This is a genomic window from Streptomyces corynorhini (assembly GCF_003346515.1).
GTDB lineage: Bacteria > Actinomycetota > Actinomycetes > Streptomycetales > Streptomycetaceae > Streptomyces > Streptomyces corynorhini.
On sequence record NZ_QQNA01000009.1, the window covers coordinates 36,026 to 53,740 of the forward strand.

At 70.4% G+C, this 17,715-nt stretch carries 11 protein-coding genes; 4 read left to right on the forward strand and 7 right to left on the reverse strand.

What is annotated here, in order from left to right; genetic code table 11:
• Positions 1 to 32: 32 nt before the first annotated feature.
• On the reverse strand, positions 33 to 7,880 hold the full coding sequence (locus tag DVH02_RS01775) for a type I polyketide synthase (protein ID WP_114621876.1): 7,848 nt from the start codon (positions 7,878 to 7,880) through the stop codon (positions 33 to 35).
• 438 nt (positions 7,881 to 8,318) lie between these two features.
• On the opposite strand from DVH02_RS01775, the gene DVH02_RS01780 reads away from it, so the two are divergent.
• Positions 8,319 to 9,146 carry an SAM-dependent methyltransferase gene (locus DVH02_RS01780; protein WP_114621877.1) on the forward strand — a complete coding sequence of 276 codons (828 nt, stop codon included), beginning with the start codon at positions 8,319 to 8,321 and terminating at the stop codon, positions 9,144 to 9,146.
• A gap of 342 nt (positions 9,147 to 9,488) precedes the next feature.
• On the opposite strand, the gene DVH02_RS01785 is transcribed toward DVH02_RS01780, so the two are convergent.
• The 5 genes from DVH02_RS01785 to DVH02_RS36900 form a co-directional block, all read right to left on the reverse strand.
• A complete protein-coding gene (locus DVH02_RS01785; RefSeq protein WP_114621878.1) occupies positions 9,489 to 10,478 on the reverse strand; it encodes a LysR family transcriptional regulator in 990 nt (329 codons plus the stop codon).
• A gap of 523 nt (positions 10,479 to 11,001) precedes the next feature.
• Positions 11,002 to 12,009 (reverse strand): NADP-dependent oxidoreductase, encoded by a 1,008-nt coding sequence (locus DVH02_RS01790; RefSeq protein ID WP_114621879.1) that lies wholly within the window; start codon positions 12,007 to 12,009, stop codon positions 11,002 to 11,004.
• Positions 12,010 to 12,169: 160 nt separating this feature from the next.
• Positions 12,170 to 13,405: an MAB_1171c family putative transporter gene (locus DVH02_RS01795; RefSeq protein WP_114621880.1), complete on the reverse strand. Its 1,236-nt coding sequence runs from the start codon at positions 13,403 to 13,405 to the stop codon at positions 12,170 to 12,172.
• Positions 13,405 to 13,935, reverse strand: a complete 531-nt coding sequence (locus DVH02_RS01800; RefSeq protein WP_114621881.1) for a hypothetical protein — start codon at positions 13,933 to 13,935, stop codon at positions 13,405 to 13,407. The genes DVH02_RS01795 and DVH02_RS01800 overlap by 1 nt, the downstream gene beginning before the upstream one ends.
• Positions 13,936 to 14,010: 75 nt before the next feature.
• Positions 14,011 to 14,487, reverse strand: a complete 477-nt coding sequence (locus DVH02_RS36900) for a helix-turn-helix domain-containing protein (protein WP_325051316.1) — start codon at positions 14,485 to 14,487, stop codon at positions 14,011 to 14,013.
• A gap of 446 nt (positions 14,488 to 14,933) precedes the next feature.
• Here DVH02_RS36900 and DVH02_RS01815 point away from each other — a divergent pair, with 446 nt between their 5' ends.
• Positions 14,934 to 15,398, forward strand: coding sequence for a helix-turn-helix domain-containing protein (locus DVH02_RS01815; RefSeq protein ID WP_233517983.1), 465 nt, complete (start codon positions 14,934 to 14,936; stop codon positions 15,396 to 15,398).
• Between the two features lie 32 nt (positions 15,399 to 15,430).
• On the opposite strand, the gene DVH02_RS01820 is transcribed toward DVH02_RS01815, so the two are convergent.
• Entirely contained in the window at positions 15,431 to 16,477 is a 1,047-nt protein-coding gene (locus tag DVH02_RS01820; RefSeq protein ID WP_325051317.1) for a beta-ketoacyl-ACP synthase III, read from the reverse strand.
• A 309-nt stretch (positions 16,478 to 16,786) separates the two neighbouring features.
• Between DVH02_RS01820 and DVH02_RS35010 the strand changes: the two genes are divergently transcribed.
• Positions 16,787 to 17,206 carry a PaaI family thioesterase gene (locus DVH02_RS35010; RefSeq protein ID WP_158575824.1) on the forward strand — a complete coding sequence of 140 codons (420 nt, stop codon included), beginning with the start codon at positions 16,787 to 16,789 and terminating at the stop codon, positions 17,204 to 17,206.
• Positions 17,203 to 17,610 (forward strand): hotdog domain-containing protein, encoded by a 408-nt coding sequence (locus DVH02_RS01830; RefSeq protein ID WP_199566132.1) that lies wholly within the window; start codon positions 17,203 to 17,205, stop codon positions 17,608 to 17,610. Before DVH02_RS35010 ends, DVH02_RS01830 begins: the two co-directional genes overlap by 4 nt.
• Positions 17,611 to 17,715: the final 105 nt, after the last annotated feature.

Consider the following 17,715-nt stretch of genomic DNA (forward strand, 5'->3'; position numbering starts at 1 on the left):
TGCCTCGGGAGTGCGTTCTTTTCGGTGTGTTCCTAATCTTCGCCGAGTACGAGCCGCACCAATTCTTCGGCGTCCATCTCGTTTATCTTCTGCTCTGCCTCATGCGTGTCCCTCTCGCGTTTCATTTCTCTTTCGCCTGCCGATTCCGCGTGGTCCTCCCGGCCGCTCTCGATCCCGCTCTCCGGGAGCGCGGTGGCGATGAGGAAGTCGACCAGCCTCTCCAGCGACGGGTGGTTGAAGACCACGGTCACGGGCAGACTCAGGCCGGTCCTGTCCTGGAGCCGGTTGCGCAGCTCCACCGCGATCACCGAGTCGACGCCCAGCTCCTTGAACGGCGAACGGTCCCCGATCCGGCCCGCGTCGGCGTGCCCGAGTACGGCCGCCACCTGGGCGGCGACGATCCGGGACGTCGCCGCCCGGCGCTTGCGGGCGGGCAGCGCGCCGAGTTGTCGTGCGAGGGTCTCGGCGGGCGCCGCGTCCGCCGCGCCGGTCCGGGACGGCGTCTCCAGGAGAGCCCGCCGCACCTCCGGTACCTCGTGGAACAGCCGGCTCGGGGTCGTCGAGGAGAAGCCCGCGTAGAACGTCTCCCAGTCCACGTCGGCGACGACCGGCGAGGGGTCGTCCCCGACGCGCGACCGCAGGGCCTCGATCGCGCGGTCAGGGGCCAGCAGACGCAGCCCCTGACGGGCCAGCTCCCGCTCCATGCCGTCGCGCGAGGTCATCCCGTCCTCGGCCCACGGACCCCAGATCACGGAGGTCGCACGGAGCCCCCGCCCCCTGCGGTACTCCGCGAGACCGTCCTGGTAGGCGTTGGCGGCCGAGTAGCCGCCGTAGCCCGAGCCTCCCCACAGCGCGGAGACGGAGGAGTACATCACGAAGGCGTCCAGATCCCGGTCCTGGGTGAGTTCGTGCAGATGGTGCGCCGCGTCCGCCTTCGCTCCCAGCACGGCCGCGAACCGCGACGGCGTCAGCGAGTCGAGCGGAGCCTTCTCGATGCTCCCGGCCGCGTGGACGACCGCCCTGAGCGGGCTGCCGTCGGCGTCGAGCCCGGCCAGCAGCCCGGCCAGCGCCTCGCGGTCGGTGACGTCGCAGGCCACCGTGGTGACCCGGGCGCCGAGTGCGGCCAGTTCGCTCTCCAGCACGGCTGCGCCGACGGCGTCGCGACCGCTGCGGCTGACCAGCACGAGGTGCTCGGCGCCGTTACCGGCCAGCCAGCGCGCGGTGTGACCGCCGAGCGCTCCGGTGCCACCGGTGATCAGCACGGTGCCCCGGGGCACCCACGGCCGCCCGGTGGCCGCCTCCGGCGCGCGCAGCAGCCTGCGTCCGAACACTCCCTCGACGCGCACCGCGAGTTGGTTCTCGCCGTCCCCTCCGTACACACCGGCCAGTACGCCCGGCAACTGCCCGAGCGCCCTGGCGTCCGCCTCCGCGGGCAGATCGACGAGACCGCCCCACCGCTCGGGGTGCTCCACCGCGGCGACCCGCCCGAGCCCCCAGACCTGCGTCTGCGCGGGCGCGGTCACCGGGTCACCGGCTCCTACGGTGACGGCGCCCCGGGTCACGCACCACAGCCGCGCGGACCAGCCGTTGTCGCCGAGTGCCTGGACGAGCGTCACGTCCGCGCAGTGCCCGGCCGCCGAGGGCACCCGCCCCGCGTCCGGCGCCGGGAGCGCCAGTACACCGGCCGGACCGCCGTCGCCTGGCGACGCGGACCGCAACCGCCCGGCCAGCTCCCGCCGTCCCAGCCCCGGCGGCACGGCCAGCGCGACCACGTCCGCGCCGCTCCTGTCCAGCACCTCCAGCACGGCCGCGGCCGGCTGCTCCCGCTCGGCGCCCTCGCGGACCACCACGAGCCACCGGCCGGACAGCGAGCCCGCCCCCGCCTTCGGCAAGGACTGCCACGCGGTCCGGTAGTGCCAGGAGCCGACGGCGGCCTCCTCGCGCTGGCGACGGCGCCACGCGGCCAGCGCCGGCAACAACGCCCGCACGGCCTCCGGCTCACCGAGGCCGACCTCGGCGGCCAGTTCCCGCGCGTCCCCGCGCTCCACCACGTCCCAGAACCGCTCGTCCGCGCCGTTCCCCGCCGTCGCGGGAGCCGCCTCGGGAGCCGCCTCGGGCGTCAGCCAGTACCGTCGCCGCTGGAAGGCGTACGTCGGCAGATCGGTCGGCGCGGCGCCGGACCCGGCGAAGGCCGCCCGCCAGTCCACCGGCGCTCCGAGAACGAACGCCTGCGCGAGGGAGGTCAGGAACCGCCCGGGACCGCCGTCCCCCCGGTACAGCGAGCCGACCACGGCGCCCGACCCGCCGAAGGTCTCCAGCGCCTCCTGCGCGCCGACCCCCAGCACCGGATGCGGGCTGATCTCGACCAGCAGCGTCCGGCCCTTCTTCAGGACCGTCCCCATGGTCCGCTCGAACTCGACCGGTTCGCGCAGATTGCGGTACCAGTACTCGGCGTTCAGCTCACGGGTGTCCAGCAGCTCCCCGGTCACCGTCGAATAGAAGGGGACGTCGCCCGAGCGCGGTTCCACCTCGTCCAGGACCTCCAGCAGGCGTTCGCGGATGGCCTCGACCTGCGCGGAGTGCGCCGCGTAGCTCACCGGTATCTGCTTGGCCCGCACGCCCTCGGCGGCGCACGCCGCCAGCAGTTCCTCCAGCGCCCGCTGCTCCCCGGAGACCACCACCGAGGACGGCCCGTTGATCACCGCGATGTCGAGACGCGCGTCCCAGCACGGCAGTTGCCGTATCCGCTCCACGGACAGCGACACCGACACCATGCCGCCCAGACCGGAAACCGCGGTCAGGGCCAGGCTGCGCAGCGCGACGATCTTCGCGGCGTCCGCGAGGGAGAGCCCTCCGGCCACACAGGCCGCGGCGATCTCGCCCTGGCTGTGCCCGACCACGGCGGAGGGACGCACCCCGTAGGACTCCCAGAGCCGGGCCAGCGACACCATCACCGCGAACAGCGCGGGCTGTACGACGTCGACCCGCCGCAGCGTCGGCGCCCCGGGGGCCTCGCGCAACACCTCCAGGAGCGACCAGTCCACCACGGCGCCCAGCGCCGCGTCGCACTCCTCCATCCGCGCGCGGAACACGGCCGAGGAATCGAGGAGTTCCACGGCCATGCCCGCCCACTGCGCCCCCTGCCCAGGGAAGACGAACACGGTCCGGGTGCCGCTCTCCGCCCGGCCGCGGACCGCGCGGTCGGACGGGGCGTCCCGCACCAGCGCGTCCAGGGCGGCCAGCAGTTCGCTCCGGTCCGCGCCCGTCAGCACGGCGCGGTGCTCGAAGACGGCCCGCGTGGTGGCCAGCGACAGACCCACGTCGGCCGGGGCGAGGCCGTCGCGGCCGTCGAGACGCGCCCGCAGCCCCATCGCCTGGTCGCGCAGGGCCTCGGGGGTCTTCGCCGACAGGAGCCACGGTACGGCCGCCGCCCGCGGAGCGGCCCTGTCCTCGGGGCCCTGCGGCTCCCGCGTCGCGACGGCGGCCGGTCCGGCGGCCGGGGCCTGTTCGAGGATGGCGTGGACGTTCGTCCCACTGATGCCGAACGAGGAGACGCCCGCCCGGCGTACCCGCTCGCCCTCCGGCCACTCCACCGCGTCGGTCAGCAGCGCCACCGAACCCGCCGACCAGTCCACATGCGGCGTCGGCTCGTCGATGTGCAGGCTGGCGGGGAGCCGCCCGTGCCGCAGCGCCATCACCATCTTGATGACCGCGGCGATCCCCGCCGCCGCCTGGGTGTGACCGATGTTCGACTTGACCGAGCCGAGCCACAACGGCGCCGCGCCGTCCCGGCCCTGCCCGTACGTGGCCACGAGCGCCTGCGCCTCGATCGGATCGCCCAGCCTCGTGCCCGTGCCGTGTGCCTCCACGGCGTCGATGTCCTGAGCGGACAGCCCGGCGTCGCTCAGCGCCTGCCGGATCACCCGCTCCTGCGAGGGCCCGTTCGGGGCGGTCAGGCCGTTGCTGGCCCCGTCCTGGTTGACGGCGGAGCCGCGGACGACCGCCAGCACCTGGTGTCCGTGCCGCTGGGCGTCCGACAGACGCTCCAGCACCACCATCCCCACCCCCTCGCTCCAGCCGGTCCCGTCGGCGGCCCCGGCGAAGGGCTTGCAACGGCCGTCGGGCGCCAGCCCGCGCTGCCGGGCGAACTCCACGAACATGCCGGGCGTCGCCATCACGGTCACGCCACCGGCCAGCGCCATCGCGCACTCGCCGCGCCGCAGGGACCCGCACGCGAGATGCAGCGCCGTGAGCGAGGAGGAACAGGCAGTGTCCACGGTGACGGCCGGTCCCTCCAGGCCGAGGGTGTACGACAGCCGGCCCGAGATGACACTGGCGGTGTTGCCGGTCAGCAGATAGCCCTGGGCCCCCTGTCCTGGCTCGCCCAGCCGGGGCCCGTAGTCCTGGGCCGTCGCGCCCGCGAACACCCCTACCTGGCGCCCCCGCAGGGAGGTGGGGACGATTCCCGCCCGCTCCAGCGCCTCCCACCCGGTCTCCAGCAGAAGTCGCTGCTGCGGGTCCATGGCGAGGGCCTCGCGTGGACTGATCCCGAAGAACTCCGCGTCGAACGCGGCGGCGTCGTAGAGGAATCCGCCCTCCCGCGCGTACCGGACCTCCGGGTTCTCCGGGTCGCTGAGCGCCTCCGTGCTCCAGCCGCGGTCGGAGGGGAACCCGGAAATGGCGTCCCGGCCCTCGGAGACGAGGCGCCACAGGTCCTCCGGTGAACTCACGCCCCCGGGGAAACGGCAGCCCATGCCCACGATCGCGATCGGCTCGTCCCCCGCCGCCGCCCTCCGCCGGGGCCCCTCGGAGGCGGGCTGCTCGCCGGACAGTTCGCCCCGCAGGAAGCGCACCAGCTCCTCGGGCGTCGGGTGGTTGTAGATCAGAGTCGGCGCCAGGCGCTCCAGACCGGTGGCCTCGGCCACCCGGTCGCGGAACTCCACCGCGGTGAGCGAGTCGAAACCCAGCTCCTTGAACGTGCGGTCCATCTCGACGGTGTCGGACGAGAGGTGCCCGAGCACCGACGCCACGCTCGCCCCCACCACCTCGTGGAGATCCGCCGCCGCTCCGTGGACGCGCGCCTGCGGCGTAGCGGCCGTCCCCACGGCGGGGGAGGCGTCGTCCGTGGCGTCCTCCACGGCGGGGGAGGCGTCGTCCGTGGTCCGCGGCTCCCCGGCTCCGGTGCCGGCCGCCCCGTCGGCGTCCGCCAGCCAGAACGGCCGACGCTGGAAGGCGTATGTCGGCAGACCGGTCCGCTCGCCGGTCCAACCGGTCAGCGCCTGCCAGTCCACCCGCGCCCCGCGTACGAACACCTCGGCGAGCGCGGTGGTGACCGTACGGTCCTCGGGCTGCCGGTCCCGCAACAGGGGGACGACCGCGGCGCCGGTCGGCGTGTTCCCGTCCGCGAGCCCTTCCCTGGCCATCGCGGCCAGTCCGCCGGGGCCGAGTTCCAGGTAGCTGGTGACGCCTTCGGCCCGCAGCAGGCGGACCCCGTCGAGGAACCGTACGGCGGTACGGATGTGCCGGGTCCAGTAGTCGGGTGAGCCGAGTTCCTCGGCCGTGGCGAGCGCGCCCGTGACGTTGGAGACCACCGGGATCGCGGGAGCGTGGTAGGTCAGCCGGGCGGCGACGGAGCGGAACTCCTCCAGCACGCCGTCCATGTGCGGTGAGTGGAAGGCGTGGCTGACCGTGAGCCGCTTGGTCTTGCGGCCCCGGGCCGCGAATTCCTCGGCGACCCGCTCGGCGGCCTCCCGGTCACCGGAGATCACGGTGGCCAGCGGTCCGTTGACGGCGGCGACGGAGACCGGGCCGTCCGGGCCCGGCAGCGCCGCGCGCACCTCGCGCTCGTCGGCCTGGAGGGCGATCATGGCGCCGCCCCCGGTGGCCCGCCGCATCAGCCGCCCGCGCGCCTCGACCAGGGTGCAGGCGTCCGCCAGGGACAGCACCCCCGACACCTGGGCGGCCACCAGTTCGCCGACGGAGTGGCCGAGCAGGAAGTCGGGGCGCGGTCCGCACCGCCGCACCAGACTGAAGAGCGCGACCTCCAGCGCGAAGAGCGAGACCTGGGTGAAGTCGGTCCGGTCCAGGAGCGCGGCCTCGGGCGTACCGGGCTCCGCGAAGATCACATCCTGGAGCCGGTGGGAGAGCCGGCCCTCGAACTGGGCGGCCACCTCGTCCAGGGCCTCGGCGAACACCGGAACGCGGGCGTACAGTTGACGCCCCATCCCCGGGCGCTGGCTGCCCTGCCCGGTGAACAGGAAGGCCGTCCCACCCGCCCCGCGGGCGGATCCGCGCACCAGGTTCGGGGCGGGCGCGTCCCGGACGAGCGCCTCAAGACCGCCCAGGAGGGCACCGCGGTCACCGCCCAGGACGACCGCGCGTTCCTCGAAGGCGGTGCGGTGCCGGGAGAGCGAGACCCCGACACTCGCCGGGTCCTGCGCCGGGTCGGCGGCGAGCCGCTCGTGGAGGAGTCCGGCCTGCGCGCGGAGCGCGGCGCGCGATCGACCGGAGACCACCCACGGCAGGAGCGCGGGGCTGCCCGCCGACGGGCTCCCTGCCGGCGGCCCGTCACTCGCGGGGACCGGCGCCCGGTGAGCGTCGGAGAGCACCACATGACAGTTCGTGCCGCCCATGCCGAAAGCGCTGACACCGGCCAGGAGGAGGCCGTCAGGACGCGGCCACGGGCCCGGCTCGGTCTGCACGCGCAGGTTCCACTCGGCCAAGGGGATGAGCGGGTTCGGCGTGACGAAGTTCAGGCTCGGCGGAATCTCCCGGTGCTCGATGCTCAGCGCCGTCTTGATGAGACCGGCGACACCGGCGGCGGCCTCCAGGTGCCCGATATTGGTCTTCACCGACCCCACCAGCAGCGGCGCGTCCCCGGCCCGGCGGTCGGCACCGAGCACCGCGCCGAGGGCGGCGGACTCGATCGGGTCACCCGCCTTCGTACCGGTGCCGTGCAGCTCCACGTACTGCACGGTGGCCGGATCGACACCGGCCCTCCCGTACGCCGAGCGCAGGACCTCCTGCTGCCCGCGGGAGGTCGGCACGGTCAGCCCCTCGCCCGCGCCGTCGTTGTTCATCGCGGTGCTCTCGATGACGCAGTAGACGTGGTCGCCGTCGCCGAGGGCCCGGGAGAGCGGCTTGAGGACGACGAAACCGGCGCCCTCGCCACGGACGTATCCGTTGGCGCGGGCGTCGAAGGTGAAGCACTGCCCGTCCGGGGAGAGCCCGCCGAACCGCTCCGAGTGGAGCGTGCTCTCGGGGGCGAGCATGAGGTTCACCCCGCCCGCCAGCGCGAGAGCCGACTCGCCGCGCCGCAAGCTCTCGACAGCCGTGTGGACGGCCACGAGCGAGGAGGACTGTCCGGTGTCGAGCACCATGCTCGGGCCGCGCAGATCGAAGGTGTACGACACGCGGTTGGCGATGACGCCGCGGTGGAGGCCGGTCATGCTGTGCCGCCCCGCCGATCCGGCCCCGAGCCGGTGTGTGACCGCGGAGTAGTCGTCCCACATGGCGCCGACGAAGACGCCGACCTCACGGTCCCTCAGGTCGGCAGGGACGGTCCCGGCGTCCTCCAGGGCCTCCCAGCTCAGTTCGAGGGCCAGCCGCTGCTGCGGGTCCATGGCGGTCGCCTCGCGGGGCGAGATGTCAAAGAAATCGGGATCGAACAGGTCGACGTGGTCCAGGAATCCGGCCGAGCCGGTGGAATGGTGCCGCCGTGCCGGCAGGGCTTCACGTACGGCGCTTTCCCCGTTGCGCAGGAGCCCCCAATATGCCGCCGGATTCGGGGCGCCGGGAAAACGACAGGACAGGCCGACCACCGCGATCGGTTCGTCAGGTATGTGAGCTGATTCGTGCGGGAACGTCCGGGCGGTACTCATGAAACTCCCCAACGGCCGACGGCGGGACGAGCAGCGAGGTACGTGTCGCAGGTCAGAATGTGACTGCATTGCGATATCGAGAACAAGACCGCCATGTGTGAGGGGTCGCTGTGTGCGAGATCCGGGCCATTCACCGGCCCTGCGCGGCCCCCGCTGACCACCTGGCCGGGACCGACAGGGCGCGGACCGGTCGTTGTCGGTGAGGTCTCGCGACGTCAGTAGACCTTGATGCCTGCCGCACTGTCCAATATCTTTCGGCATGCGGCCGATAACCTGGCCTATGAGGAGATCGAGATACGGTGGATTTTCACCATGGCGCGAGAACGGATGCCGCTGAAATTCTATGTGCTCCGTTGACAAAGGGAGTTGGTGGTTTGTAGCGTGCCGGTTCGGTCGGTGCGGAGGCATCGGCAGGGAGTTGGGAAGGGTGTATCAGAGATGGCCGACCAGCACATACCCACCTCGGCGGATGTGGGGAACATGTATGACCAGTCGACCGATCTCCTCTCCGAAGTGATGGGGGGCAATATTCACCTCGGCTATTGGCGCGACAACGACGACGATTCCTCGGTCGAGGAGGCCACCGACACGCTGACCGATATGGTCGCCGAGCGGCTCGCGCTGTCCGCGGGCCACCGGGTGCTGGACATCGGCTGCGGCAGCGGCAAACCCGCGACCCGTATCGCGGGCAAGTGGTCCGTGCACGTCACCGGTGTCACCATCAGCGCCCAGCAGGTCGAGGTGGCCGGTGCGCTGCCCGAGGTGGGCGAGGGCAACGGGCAGGTCGCGTTCCGCCGGGCCGACGGCATGGCCCTCCCCTTCGACGAGGCGCGGTTCGACCGCGTGTACGCCATCGAGTCCTTCCTGCACATGTCCGACCGCGCCACCGCCGTCGCCGAGGCGGCCCGCGTCCTGCGTCCCGGCGGCCTCCTGGTGGTCGCGAACCCCTACCAGCACGGTGAACTGAGCCCGCGGGAAGCCCAGATCGTCGCGGACAACCGCAGGCTCTTCCAGATTCCGCCCATCGGCGACGCCGAGGAGTACACCGCGCACATGGTCAAGGCCGGACTGGAGATCGTCGAGACGCTCGACATCGGCGAGAACGTCCGGCGCAGCCACACCCTGGCGGCCGAGGTCATCCGGCGGACGAAGGACACGGCCGACGGCGCCTTCAGCGAGGAACTGTCCGAGGCGGCCGACATCATCGAGCGCTTCGGTGACCTCCCGCAGATCGGATACGGGCTGATCGCCGCCCGTCGGCCCTGAGCCCGCCGGAAGACAACGGCAGCCGGTCGCGGCGCCGGCGCACGGCACACCGCGGCCGGAACCCGACCCCGCGCCGATCGACCCCGGGGCCTCTAAGGAGTCCACGAGGCGGGTGACGACCTACGGGCCACCCGAGGGACCCACACCACGAGGACGCCACGAGGACACCACGAGCGGTGGCCACTCCACGGACCGCGAGTTCCACCGGACAGCGCCGGCCGGTGTCGAGCCGGCGCCGTTCAGCCGACGGACCCGGTCGGCGCGCGGCGCGCGACGACGGTCTCCGTCCGGGAGCGGTGGGGGGCCGGTCCGGGCGGCGGGGGCCGTACCCGGACCGGGGAGTCAGTTCCAGGTACGGCCGCACTCAAGGAGCTTGCTGTGCGCGGCGGACACCTGGGGACGGGTGATGTCACCCTCGCGCGTCGCCAGGTAGGTGGTGGTGATCGGTGGTATCTCGGGTTTCAGGAGGTGTACCAGTGTGCCGCGCGCGAAGTCGTCGGCGCAGAGGTAGGTGGGAACCACGGTGATGCCCACCGACGCTCTGACAGCGGCGAGCACCGCACGATGGTCGGGCACCACCACATCGGGCGCCGCGGGCGAGGAGGCGTGGAACACCGACCACCAGTAGTGGTCGATGAGCGGCAGGGATTCCGAGAAGGCGACGAGGGGATAATCGGCCAGCACATGCGGAGTGTCGTAGGTGAGCAGGCCCTCGGGAATGGTGCGTGCGAGGTCCGGGGAGGCGACGAGGCTGCATTCCTCGTCGTACAGGGGCAGCGCGGTGATTCCCTTGAGACGCGGTCGGGTCCGGGCGACGACGATGTCCAGCTGTCCCGAGACGAGTTGGGAAAGAAGCTTGTCGGACTGGGCGAGCGTGGTGCATAACTCGACCCGGTCCTTGAGCATGCTCGCGAGTACGGGCAGGATCCGGTCACTGATCAGGTCGCTCGGGGCGCCCAGCCGCAGCCGCCGGGTCTGGTCGCCGATGCCGAAGTGCTGCTCCAGCACGAAGTCCAGTGCGGCCACCGGCCCTTCGGCGTCGCGGGCGAGCTGGTCGGCGGCCGGTGTCGGCTTGGACCCCGTGGCGTGCCGCACGAACAGCCGTACGCCCGCCCTCTGTTCCAGCACCCGGATCTGCTGGGTGACCGCGGGCTGCGAGATCCGCAGTCGGCGGGCCGCCTTTCCGAACGAGCCCGCCCGGTAGACCTCGACGAAGGTGCGGAGCCAGACCGGGTTCAGCGGCCCGGGGCCCCCTTCGTCCATGGTGTCGTTCGTCGCCTGCTGTCCGCGCTGTGCCGTGCTGTTCGTTCCCTGCGTGTCTGAAGAGGGCATGCGAGGACTCCGTGGGGTCAGTGGAGCGATGGGATGTGGAGGGTCCGATGGATCTCAGCGTTCCGGCTCGCGGTGACGCGAGTCCGGTGTGGGGGAGCGCGGTCCACGGTGAGCAGGGCCCCGGGATCTTTCGTCAGGAATACATCGGAAGAGCGGCGGCGCGTCGATCTCGCGGTGATACCGGGTCGTATGCGGCGCGAGGCGCGGTCCCCTGCCGGGCGAGCGGCGCGCGGCGTACGTGTCCTCGGTCTTCTCGGCCGTACGGAAAAAGCTGGTTTCGGCCGACGGCCGAAACCCACCCGGGTGGCGCGGCCCGGTCCCGCTCTCCCGGCATCCTTGTCGGAGTCGTATGTGTACGTCCATTGCAGCGCGATTCTCCCGCCCATTCACAGCCGGCCCATGGCGTCGCGTCCCGGCTTTATGCCATTTCAGTCTGGCTTGAGTGCCTCTCATCGCACGTTAAATCTTGTGAAACTATCCGAGGCCCTCTCAGGGGCACGCCCCGCGACGCCCCGCGCGACCGTCAGACACGGACCACCATCTTTCCGATGTTCCGGCCGTCGAGCAGACCCACGAAGGAGTCCACCGCGTTGCCGATGCCCTCCCCGACGGTCTCCCGGAAGCGGATCTTGCCCTCGGCCAGCCACCGGCCCACCTCGTCGGCGAAGCGCGGCCGCAGATGCGCGTGATCGGCCACCTCGAACCCGCGCAGTGTCAGCCGCTTCCTGATCAGTTCGATCATGTTGCGCGGTCCCGGCGCGGACAGTTGGTCGTTGTATCCGGAGACGGCCCCGCAGAGCGCCGCGCGCCCGCCGTTGTTCAGCGCGTGGATGGCGGCTTCCAGGTGTTCGCCGCCGACGTTGTCGAAGTACACCTCGATGCCGGTCGGCGCGGCTCGTCGGAGCAAGGTGCGCACCTCACCGTCCTTGTAGTTGAAGGCGGAGGTGAATCCCAGCTCGTCGACCAGGTACTCCACCTTCTCCGCCGACCCGGCACTGCCGATGACCGCCTTCGCGCCGAGCAGCCCGGCGATCTGACCGGCGAGACTGCCCACGGCACCGGCCGCACCGGAGACGAACACGGTCTGGCCCTCGCGCAGCTTCGCGACGTCGGTCAGACCCGCGTAGGCGCTCAGCCCCGGCATACCGAGAACGCCCAGGAACGCGGAGTCCGGTACCCCACCGACGCGCCGCAGCTTGGTGAAGGCGGAGCCGGGCGCGACCGCGGCGGTGCGCCACCCGAGATCGCTGAGGACCAGGTCCCCCGGTGCCAGCCCCGCCGCCCTGGACTCCGCCACCTCGCCGACGGCCCCACCGGTCATCGCGCGGCCCAGCCGGTAGACCGGCATGTCGGGCAGGTCCGAGCCCATCAGGGCCCGCATGTACGGGTCCAGGGAGAGGAAGGTGTTGCGGACCAGCACCTCGCCCTCGCCGGGAGCCGGCAGTTCACCGTCCACGAGCCGGAAGTCTCCTGTCACCGGGCGACCCACCGGACGTGCGGCCAGATGCCATTCCTGCGCGGTGCGGGTCATGCGCTGCCGTTCTCCTTGTGCACGTGACATACGTCCGTGGTGTGGAAGCGGCTTCGGAGCCGTTTCCACACCACGGCCGAACCGATTTTTGATCATGCCAGACGTCCGGAGGGAGGGGCCGGCGACACGGCCGGGGCGTACCCGCGCGGCGTGCGCCGCCTCACCCGGGCGAGGGGACCGGTGCCGTGCACGAGCAGGGCGCCGGGGAGGGTAATCGGCCGGACGGCAGACAGGCGTAGACCTCCGCGACTCTTTCGAGCCACGCCAGCTCGTCCGTGAACTCGGTTCCCGACTGGCGCGAGCCGGAACCGGCGGTGTAGTCGGAGGGCTCCAGCCCCGCCTTCTTGCGCTCCATCGCCAGCGACAGGACGTACGCCTCCATGAGGGGGTCGGTGTTCGCGCCGTACCCGCGCCCCTGGAGTTCGCGACGCAGCCTCTCCTCGCACCGGTCACACACGTAGGGCCGCAGCACCCGCTGGCCGTCGCGGATCTCGATGACCATGCGGTAGAGCCGGGTCTCGGGCTCCCTGAGCCACAGGGACCTGCGCGGGGACCGGGGCTCGAACAGGGCGATACCGGGGACGGCCCGGCAGAGCGCGAACCACAGGGGATACAGGGTGCGGTAGGACCGGTAGCGCCCCCGCCACGAGGAGGCGGCGGCACCCCACTCCGGCAGGGTGTACCCGGTGACCAGCACCAGGGAGCCGGCGCTGGCCATCAGCGGGCTCCACAGGGTGGCCGCCGAGTCCAGGGCGGTCGTCCCCGACCAGCGCCCCACGATGCCGACGAGCTTGCCCAGGATGAAGCCCAGGACGAAGACGGACCCGAGCGCGGACAGGCGCAGGGACTGGGACAGCCAGGGCCGGTCGATGGCGAGCGAGGACGGCCAGGTGTGCAGTGCCGTGTTCGCGAGATTCAGACCATAGGTGACGAGAAAGACGACCAAGTAGGCATCAGAGGCGCCCTGATTGGTGAAATGGACCTCGAAGTCGATGGGGTGCGAACCGGGCAGGGAGGCGGAGAAGAAGAGGGCGACCATGGCGGTGAGCGCCACGAGGTAGAACAGGGCCACATACGGGAGGCGCTGCCTGGCCTTCTCGGGCGAGCAGAACCAGCTGAGCACCATGATGTGTGAGGACAGCGCGGCCAGCACGATGAGCCCCTGTCCCAGCAGTGTGCCCAGGTTGGCGCTCCCGGTGAACTCGCCGATGCGCACGTAGGTCGCGGGCGCCAGCATCAGATAGGCGAGCCCGTTGAACAGGCGTGCGGAACACAGCGCGCGCAGCGCCAGATTGCCCGGGTCCCTCTTGAGATCGCCCCACTTGTAGGCGAACGCGATCAGACAGAGTGCACCCGACAGTGTGTGGGTGACACTGAAGACCTGATGGAGGGTCATTACCACCTCCGCTTCCCGGCGCCGGGATGGAGCGAACGCTCAAGCCTCTTCACGAGGTCGCTCATGTCGGGGGGGACGGAGGGGGCGTTGAACTCCGAACCGCTGACCAGACGGAGGACTTGGGTGGCGAAGTACTCGGCCGCGTACTCCTCGGGCTGGCCGTACTGGGTGCGCCCGAGCATGTGCTGGATGAGGGCCGGGGTGATCTCGTCCGGTACGAGTGCGCTGCTCGGGTCGTCGGCGCCGGGTCCGGATAAGTGCCCCCAGAGGAGGTGCCCGAATTCATGGACGATCACGTGGGTTTGATGGGTCGTCGTGGTGTTCGCCTCATAGAAGACAAAGTCCGTCGCGGCAGTGGAGACGAGCAGTCCGGCCGGCCCGCTGGCGGGAAACGCCAGAGGCGCCATACGGATTTGTCGACCTCGGCGCTCTGAGATCTGCTGGCAAAGGGCCTCCAGGGAGAAGGGGACCGTCAGGTTCAGGCTCTCGATCAGATCGGTGCATTCTCGACGTATCTGGCGTTTTTTCATCGTTACCCTCCCGCGAGACACACCCCCGTGAGCCCATCATGTGTCAGGGAAACGCATCTTAGGAAGATCGCATATCTACAGGCACGGTTCCGGAGCCCGCGTGGGTCGGGCACTCAGGCCGAGGCGCTGGGCGTAGAGGGCGGCCTGGGTCCGGTCGGCCGCGCCGATCTTGAGGTAGATGCCGCTGAGGTGGTTCTTCACCGTCTTCTCGGAGATCCCGAGACTGCGGGCGATGCGGCGGTTGCTCAATCCGCCGGTGAGTAAGCGAAGTACGCCCATTTCTCGCGCCGTGAGACTAGGCTTCACGGGCGGGGGAGCGTCGCGTCCGCGGGTCAGGCCGAGGCGCTGGGCGTAGAGGGCGGCCTGGGTCCGGTCGGCCGCGCCGATCTTGAGGTAGATGCCGCTGAGGTGGTTCTTGACCGTCTTCTCGGAGATCCCGAGACTGCGGGCTAAGTGGCGGTTGCTCAATCCTTCCGCCAGTAGGCGCAGAACGCCCATTTCCCTGACGGTAAGTTTCGTTATCCATCCATCTTCGAGCGTTTCCGGAATCACGTGACGATCCTCCGCCGTGCTGTCCGTGGTCTGTCTCTGCACCGTGTCCGCTCTCAAACACCTCTCCTTTGACTCCTGACCGGCATTTGTCGGACGGTCAGGAACGGGAAGGCAGGGTGAAATATTCCCGCGCGTACGGCGTGAGAGCAGGCCATTGGCCGCGCGGCCCCGGGGTGGTGCTCGAATCTCCGGTCGAACCGTGGAGCTTCCGTGGGTGCTTATGGAAATATGCCGTCATTGGCATTGAGGGGGGCAGAGGCTTTGTAGTAACCTTTGGGAGGGTTACCTGTCAAGCGCCATTGAAAGGCTCGTGTCAGCCCTCAGGAATATTACATCGTCACGATAGTGCCGTCAACTGCTGTGGTCACCAACGTCCAACGGTGCAACGCCAGTTGTCGGTGGAGAGTCCAGGGGAGTAGGGCTAAATGGGGATAAATCCACCAGGGGTGCTGGCTGAGCGGCTGAACCGCTTGTTCGAGACTGTCCACCCGCGTGGTCGTGGCCCGTTCAGCAACGAGGAAGTCGCCCGTTCTGTCAGGGATTCGGGCGGAGACATCTCGAAACAATACATCGCTTATCTGCGCAAAGGCGAGCGCGCGAACCCGCGGGTCCATCACCTTGAGGCCCTCGCCCGATTCTTCGGCGTCCAGGTCGCTTATTTTCTGGACGACGAGTCGGCGGAACTCACCGATAAGAAACTCGTAGAGCTGGCCGCGTGGCGTGATGCCGGTCTGACCCAGCAGGACCTGAAGTCCCTGGAGCGCGCGGGAGTGACCAGCGTGGCGATGAGAGCGGTGGGCCTTTCCCCGAAGGGGCTCGAATTCGCGCAGGCCATACTGGATCAGCTCAGGGAGATGGAAGGTCTCGGCCCGGGGGAGTCCCCCGACGGCGCTCCGGAGCGGGACGGCTGACCGCGCCTCGGCTCGTGCGTCCGCCCAGGAGGTCAGGGAGCCGTGATCACCTGGGCGGAGTAGCTGAGACCCGAGCCGAAGCCGGCGGTCAGCACCAGTGCCCCGCGCCTGACGCGGCCGGCCGAGATCAGGGAGTCGAGCGCCAGCGGGATCGAGGCGGCGGACACGTTGCCGTCCTGCGCGACGGTCCGAGCCACCTCGACCGATGACGGCAGGTTCATCGCCTTCACCGCGGCGTCGATGATGCGCATATTGGCCTGATGGGGGACGAACGCCTCGATGTCCCGCGCCGTGACCCCCGCCGCCCGCAGCGCGCGGTCGCACACGTCGGCGATCGTGCCGATGGCCCACCTGAAGACCTCGGGCCCGGCCATCTCCAGGTAGGGCCAGGGAGCTTGGGGATCACGTCGCAGCTCGGCGAAGGACGTGCTCTGCTCGATGGCGTGCAGATGTCCGGTGTCGGTTCCCCAGACCGCGCGCCCGATGCCGGGCTCCTCCGAAGGTCCCACGACGGCCGCCCCGGCTCCGTCCCCGAATATGAAGGCCGTCGAGCGGTCGCGCGGGTTGACGATGTCGCTCATCCGCTCCGCCCCGATCACCAGGACGTGTTCCGCCTGCCGCGAGGCCACCAGTCCGCTGGCGAGCGCCAGGCCGTGGGAGAAGCCGGCGCAGGCCGCGCCGAGGTCGAAGGTGGCGGCCCGGTTCGCGCCCAGTTCGAAGGCGCAGACCGCCGCGGCGGGCGGGGCCTGGTGGAGATAGGACATCGTGGCGAGAATGACGCAGGAGACGTCCGCGGGCGTCAGGCCCGCCGCGCTGAGCGCCTTTTCCGCCGCCCTCGCCCCCATCACGGGAATGGACTCGTCCTCGTCGGCGAAGTGGCGGGTGACAATGCCCGATCTCGTCTCGATCCACTTGCTGTCGGAGTCGATGAGTCTGCATATCTCGTCATTGCTCACCACGCGCCCCGGGCGATACGAGCCGATCCCGAGAGGGCGGGCGAACCGGCTGGGGGTGGATCGAATTTCAGTGGCCATTGACGCCATCAATCCAATCGCGTAATAGACTCGCCCGGGTGTCATTTCATGAAACGCGCCGCGGCCGCTCGCTGTCAAGGATGTGACTACCGGGACCTTTGGCCTATTTACGGCACCGCAGTGCAACGCTCCCTGCCTGGAGGTCTGTTGCGCCACTGCGAGGGTGCTGTAAGACTGACGCCCTCACGTCGGGCACTCGCATCGAGGAGAAAAATGTCAGAAGCCCAAGTCTCTGGCACACATACTGCTCACATCGAATGGCAGGACCAGGGACCACTTTTTGCCACTCAGGCCGAAGCGACCGGCTTGACCTATCTGCGTGGGCTGATCTCCGGCGATATCATCGCACCGCCCGTGGCTCAAGTGCTGGGTATCGAGGTCGTCAAAGCGGACCCCGGCACCGTCCAGTTCACGATGCCGGTCAAGAACTTCTTCACGAACCATCTCGGACTTCTGGCCGGTGGCATCCTGTCGACCCTCATCGATACGGCGCTCGGCTGTTCGATCCTGTCCGCCGTCCCGGAGGACAAGGACATCGTGACCCTCGATCTGAACGTGGACTTCCTCCGTCCGGTGCGGGATGCCTCGGGGCTGGTGACCGTCGACGCGGAGGTCGTGCACCTGGGGCGCAACCGCGGTCTGGCGAGCTGCCGGGTCGTGGACTCGGAGGGCAAGCTCTGCGCGGTCGGGAAGAGCAGCTGTCTGGTGCGGAGCAAGCAGCGGCCGGCGACGCCCGGGACCGGCCTCCTGGACGGTGCGGAGTCGCGGCGATGACCTGGACGACCGGTGACCAGGAGACACCCACGAGCCTGACGGTCGGCCAGGTGATGCGTGAGCGGCGCACCATCACCGACGAGGACATCTCCGCGTTCGCCGAACTCGCCGGTGACCGGGGACGACACCACCTGCCGGGCGGCGGCCGGGCGATGGCCCACGGCCTGCTCACCGCCTCCCTGGCCACCAAGGTCGGCGGCCGGCTGGACTTCATCGCCCGGCGTATGGGATGGGAGTTCCTCAGGCCGGTCTGGTCGGGGGACACCATCACGGCCGAAGTGACCGTGCGGGCCCTGTACGAGGCCCGGTCCGGTACCGGCGTCGAATTCGACATCGAGATCCGCAACCAGGACGGCGAGACGGTCCTTCGGGGGGACAGTACGGGACTGATCCGGCACCGGTGACCGCGCCGGAACCGGCGGTGCGGCGGCTGCGCCGAGGACCTCGTCGGCGGCCCCGGTCCTACGGGAGGGTCCAGGACACCCGGCCCTGGCGGCGATCCCGCCGCG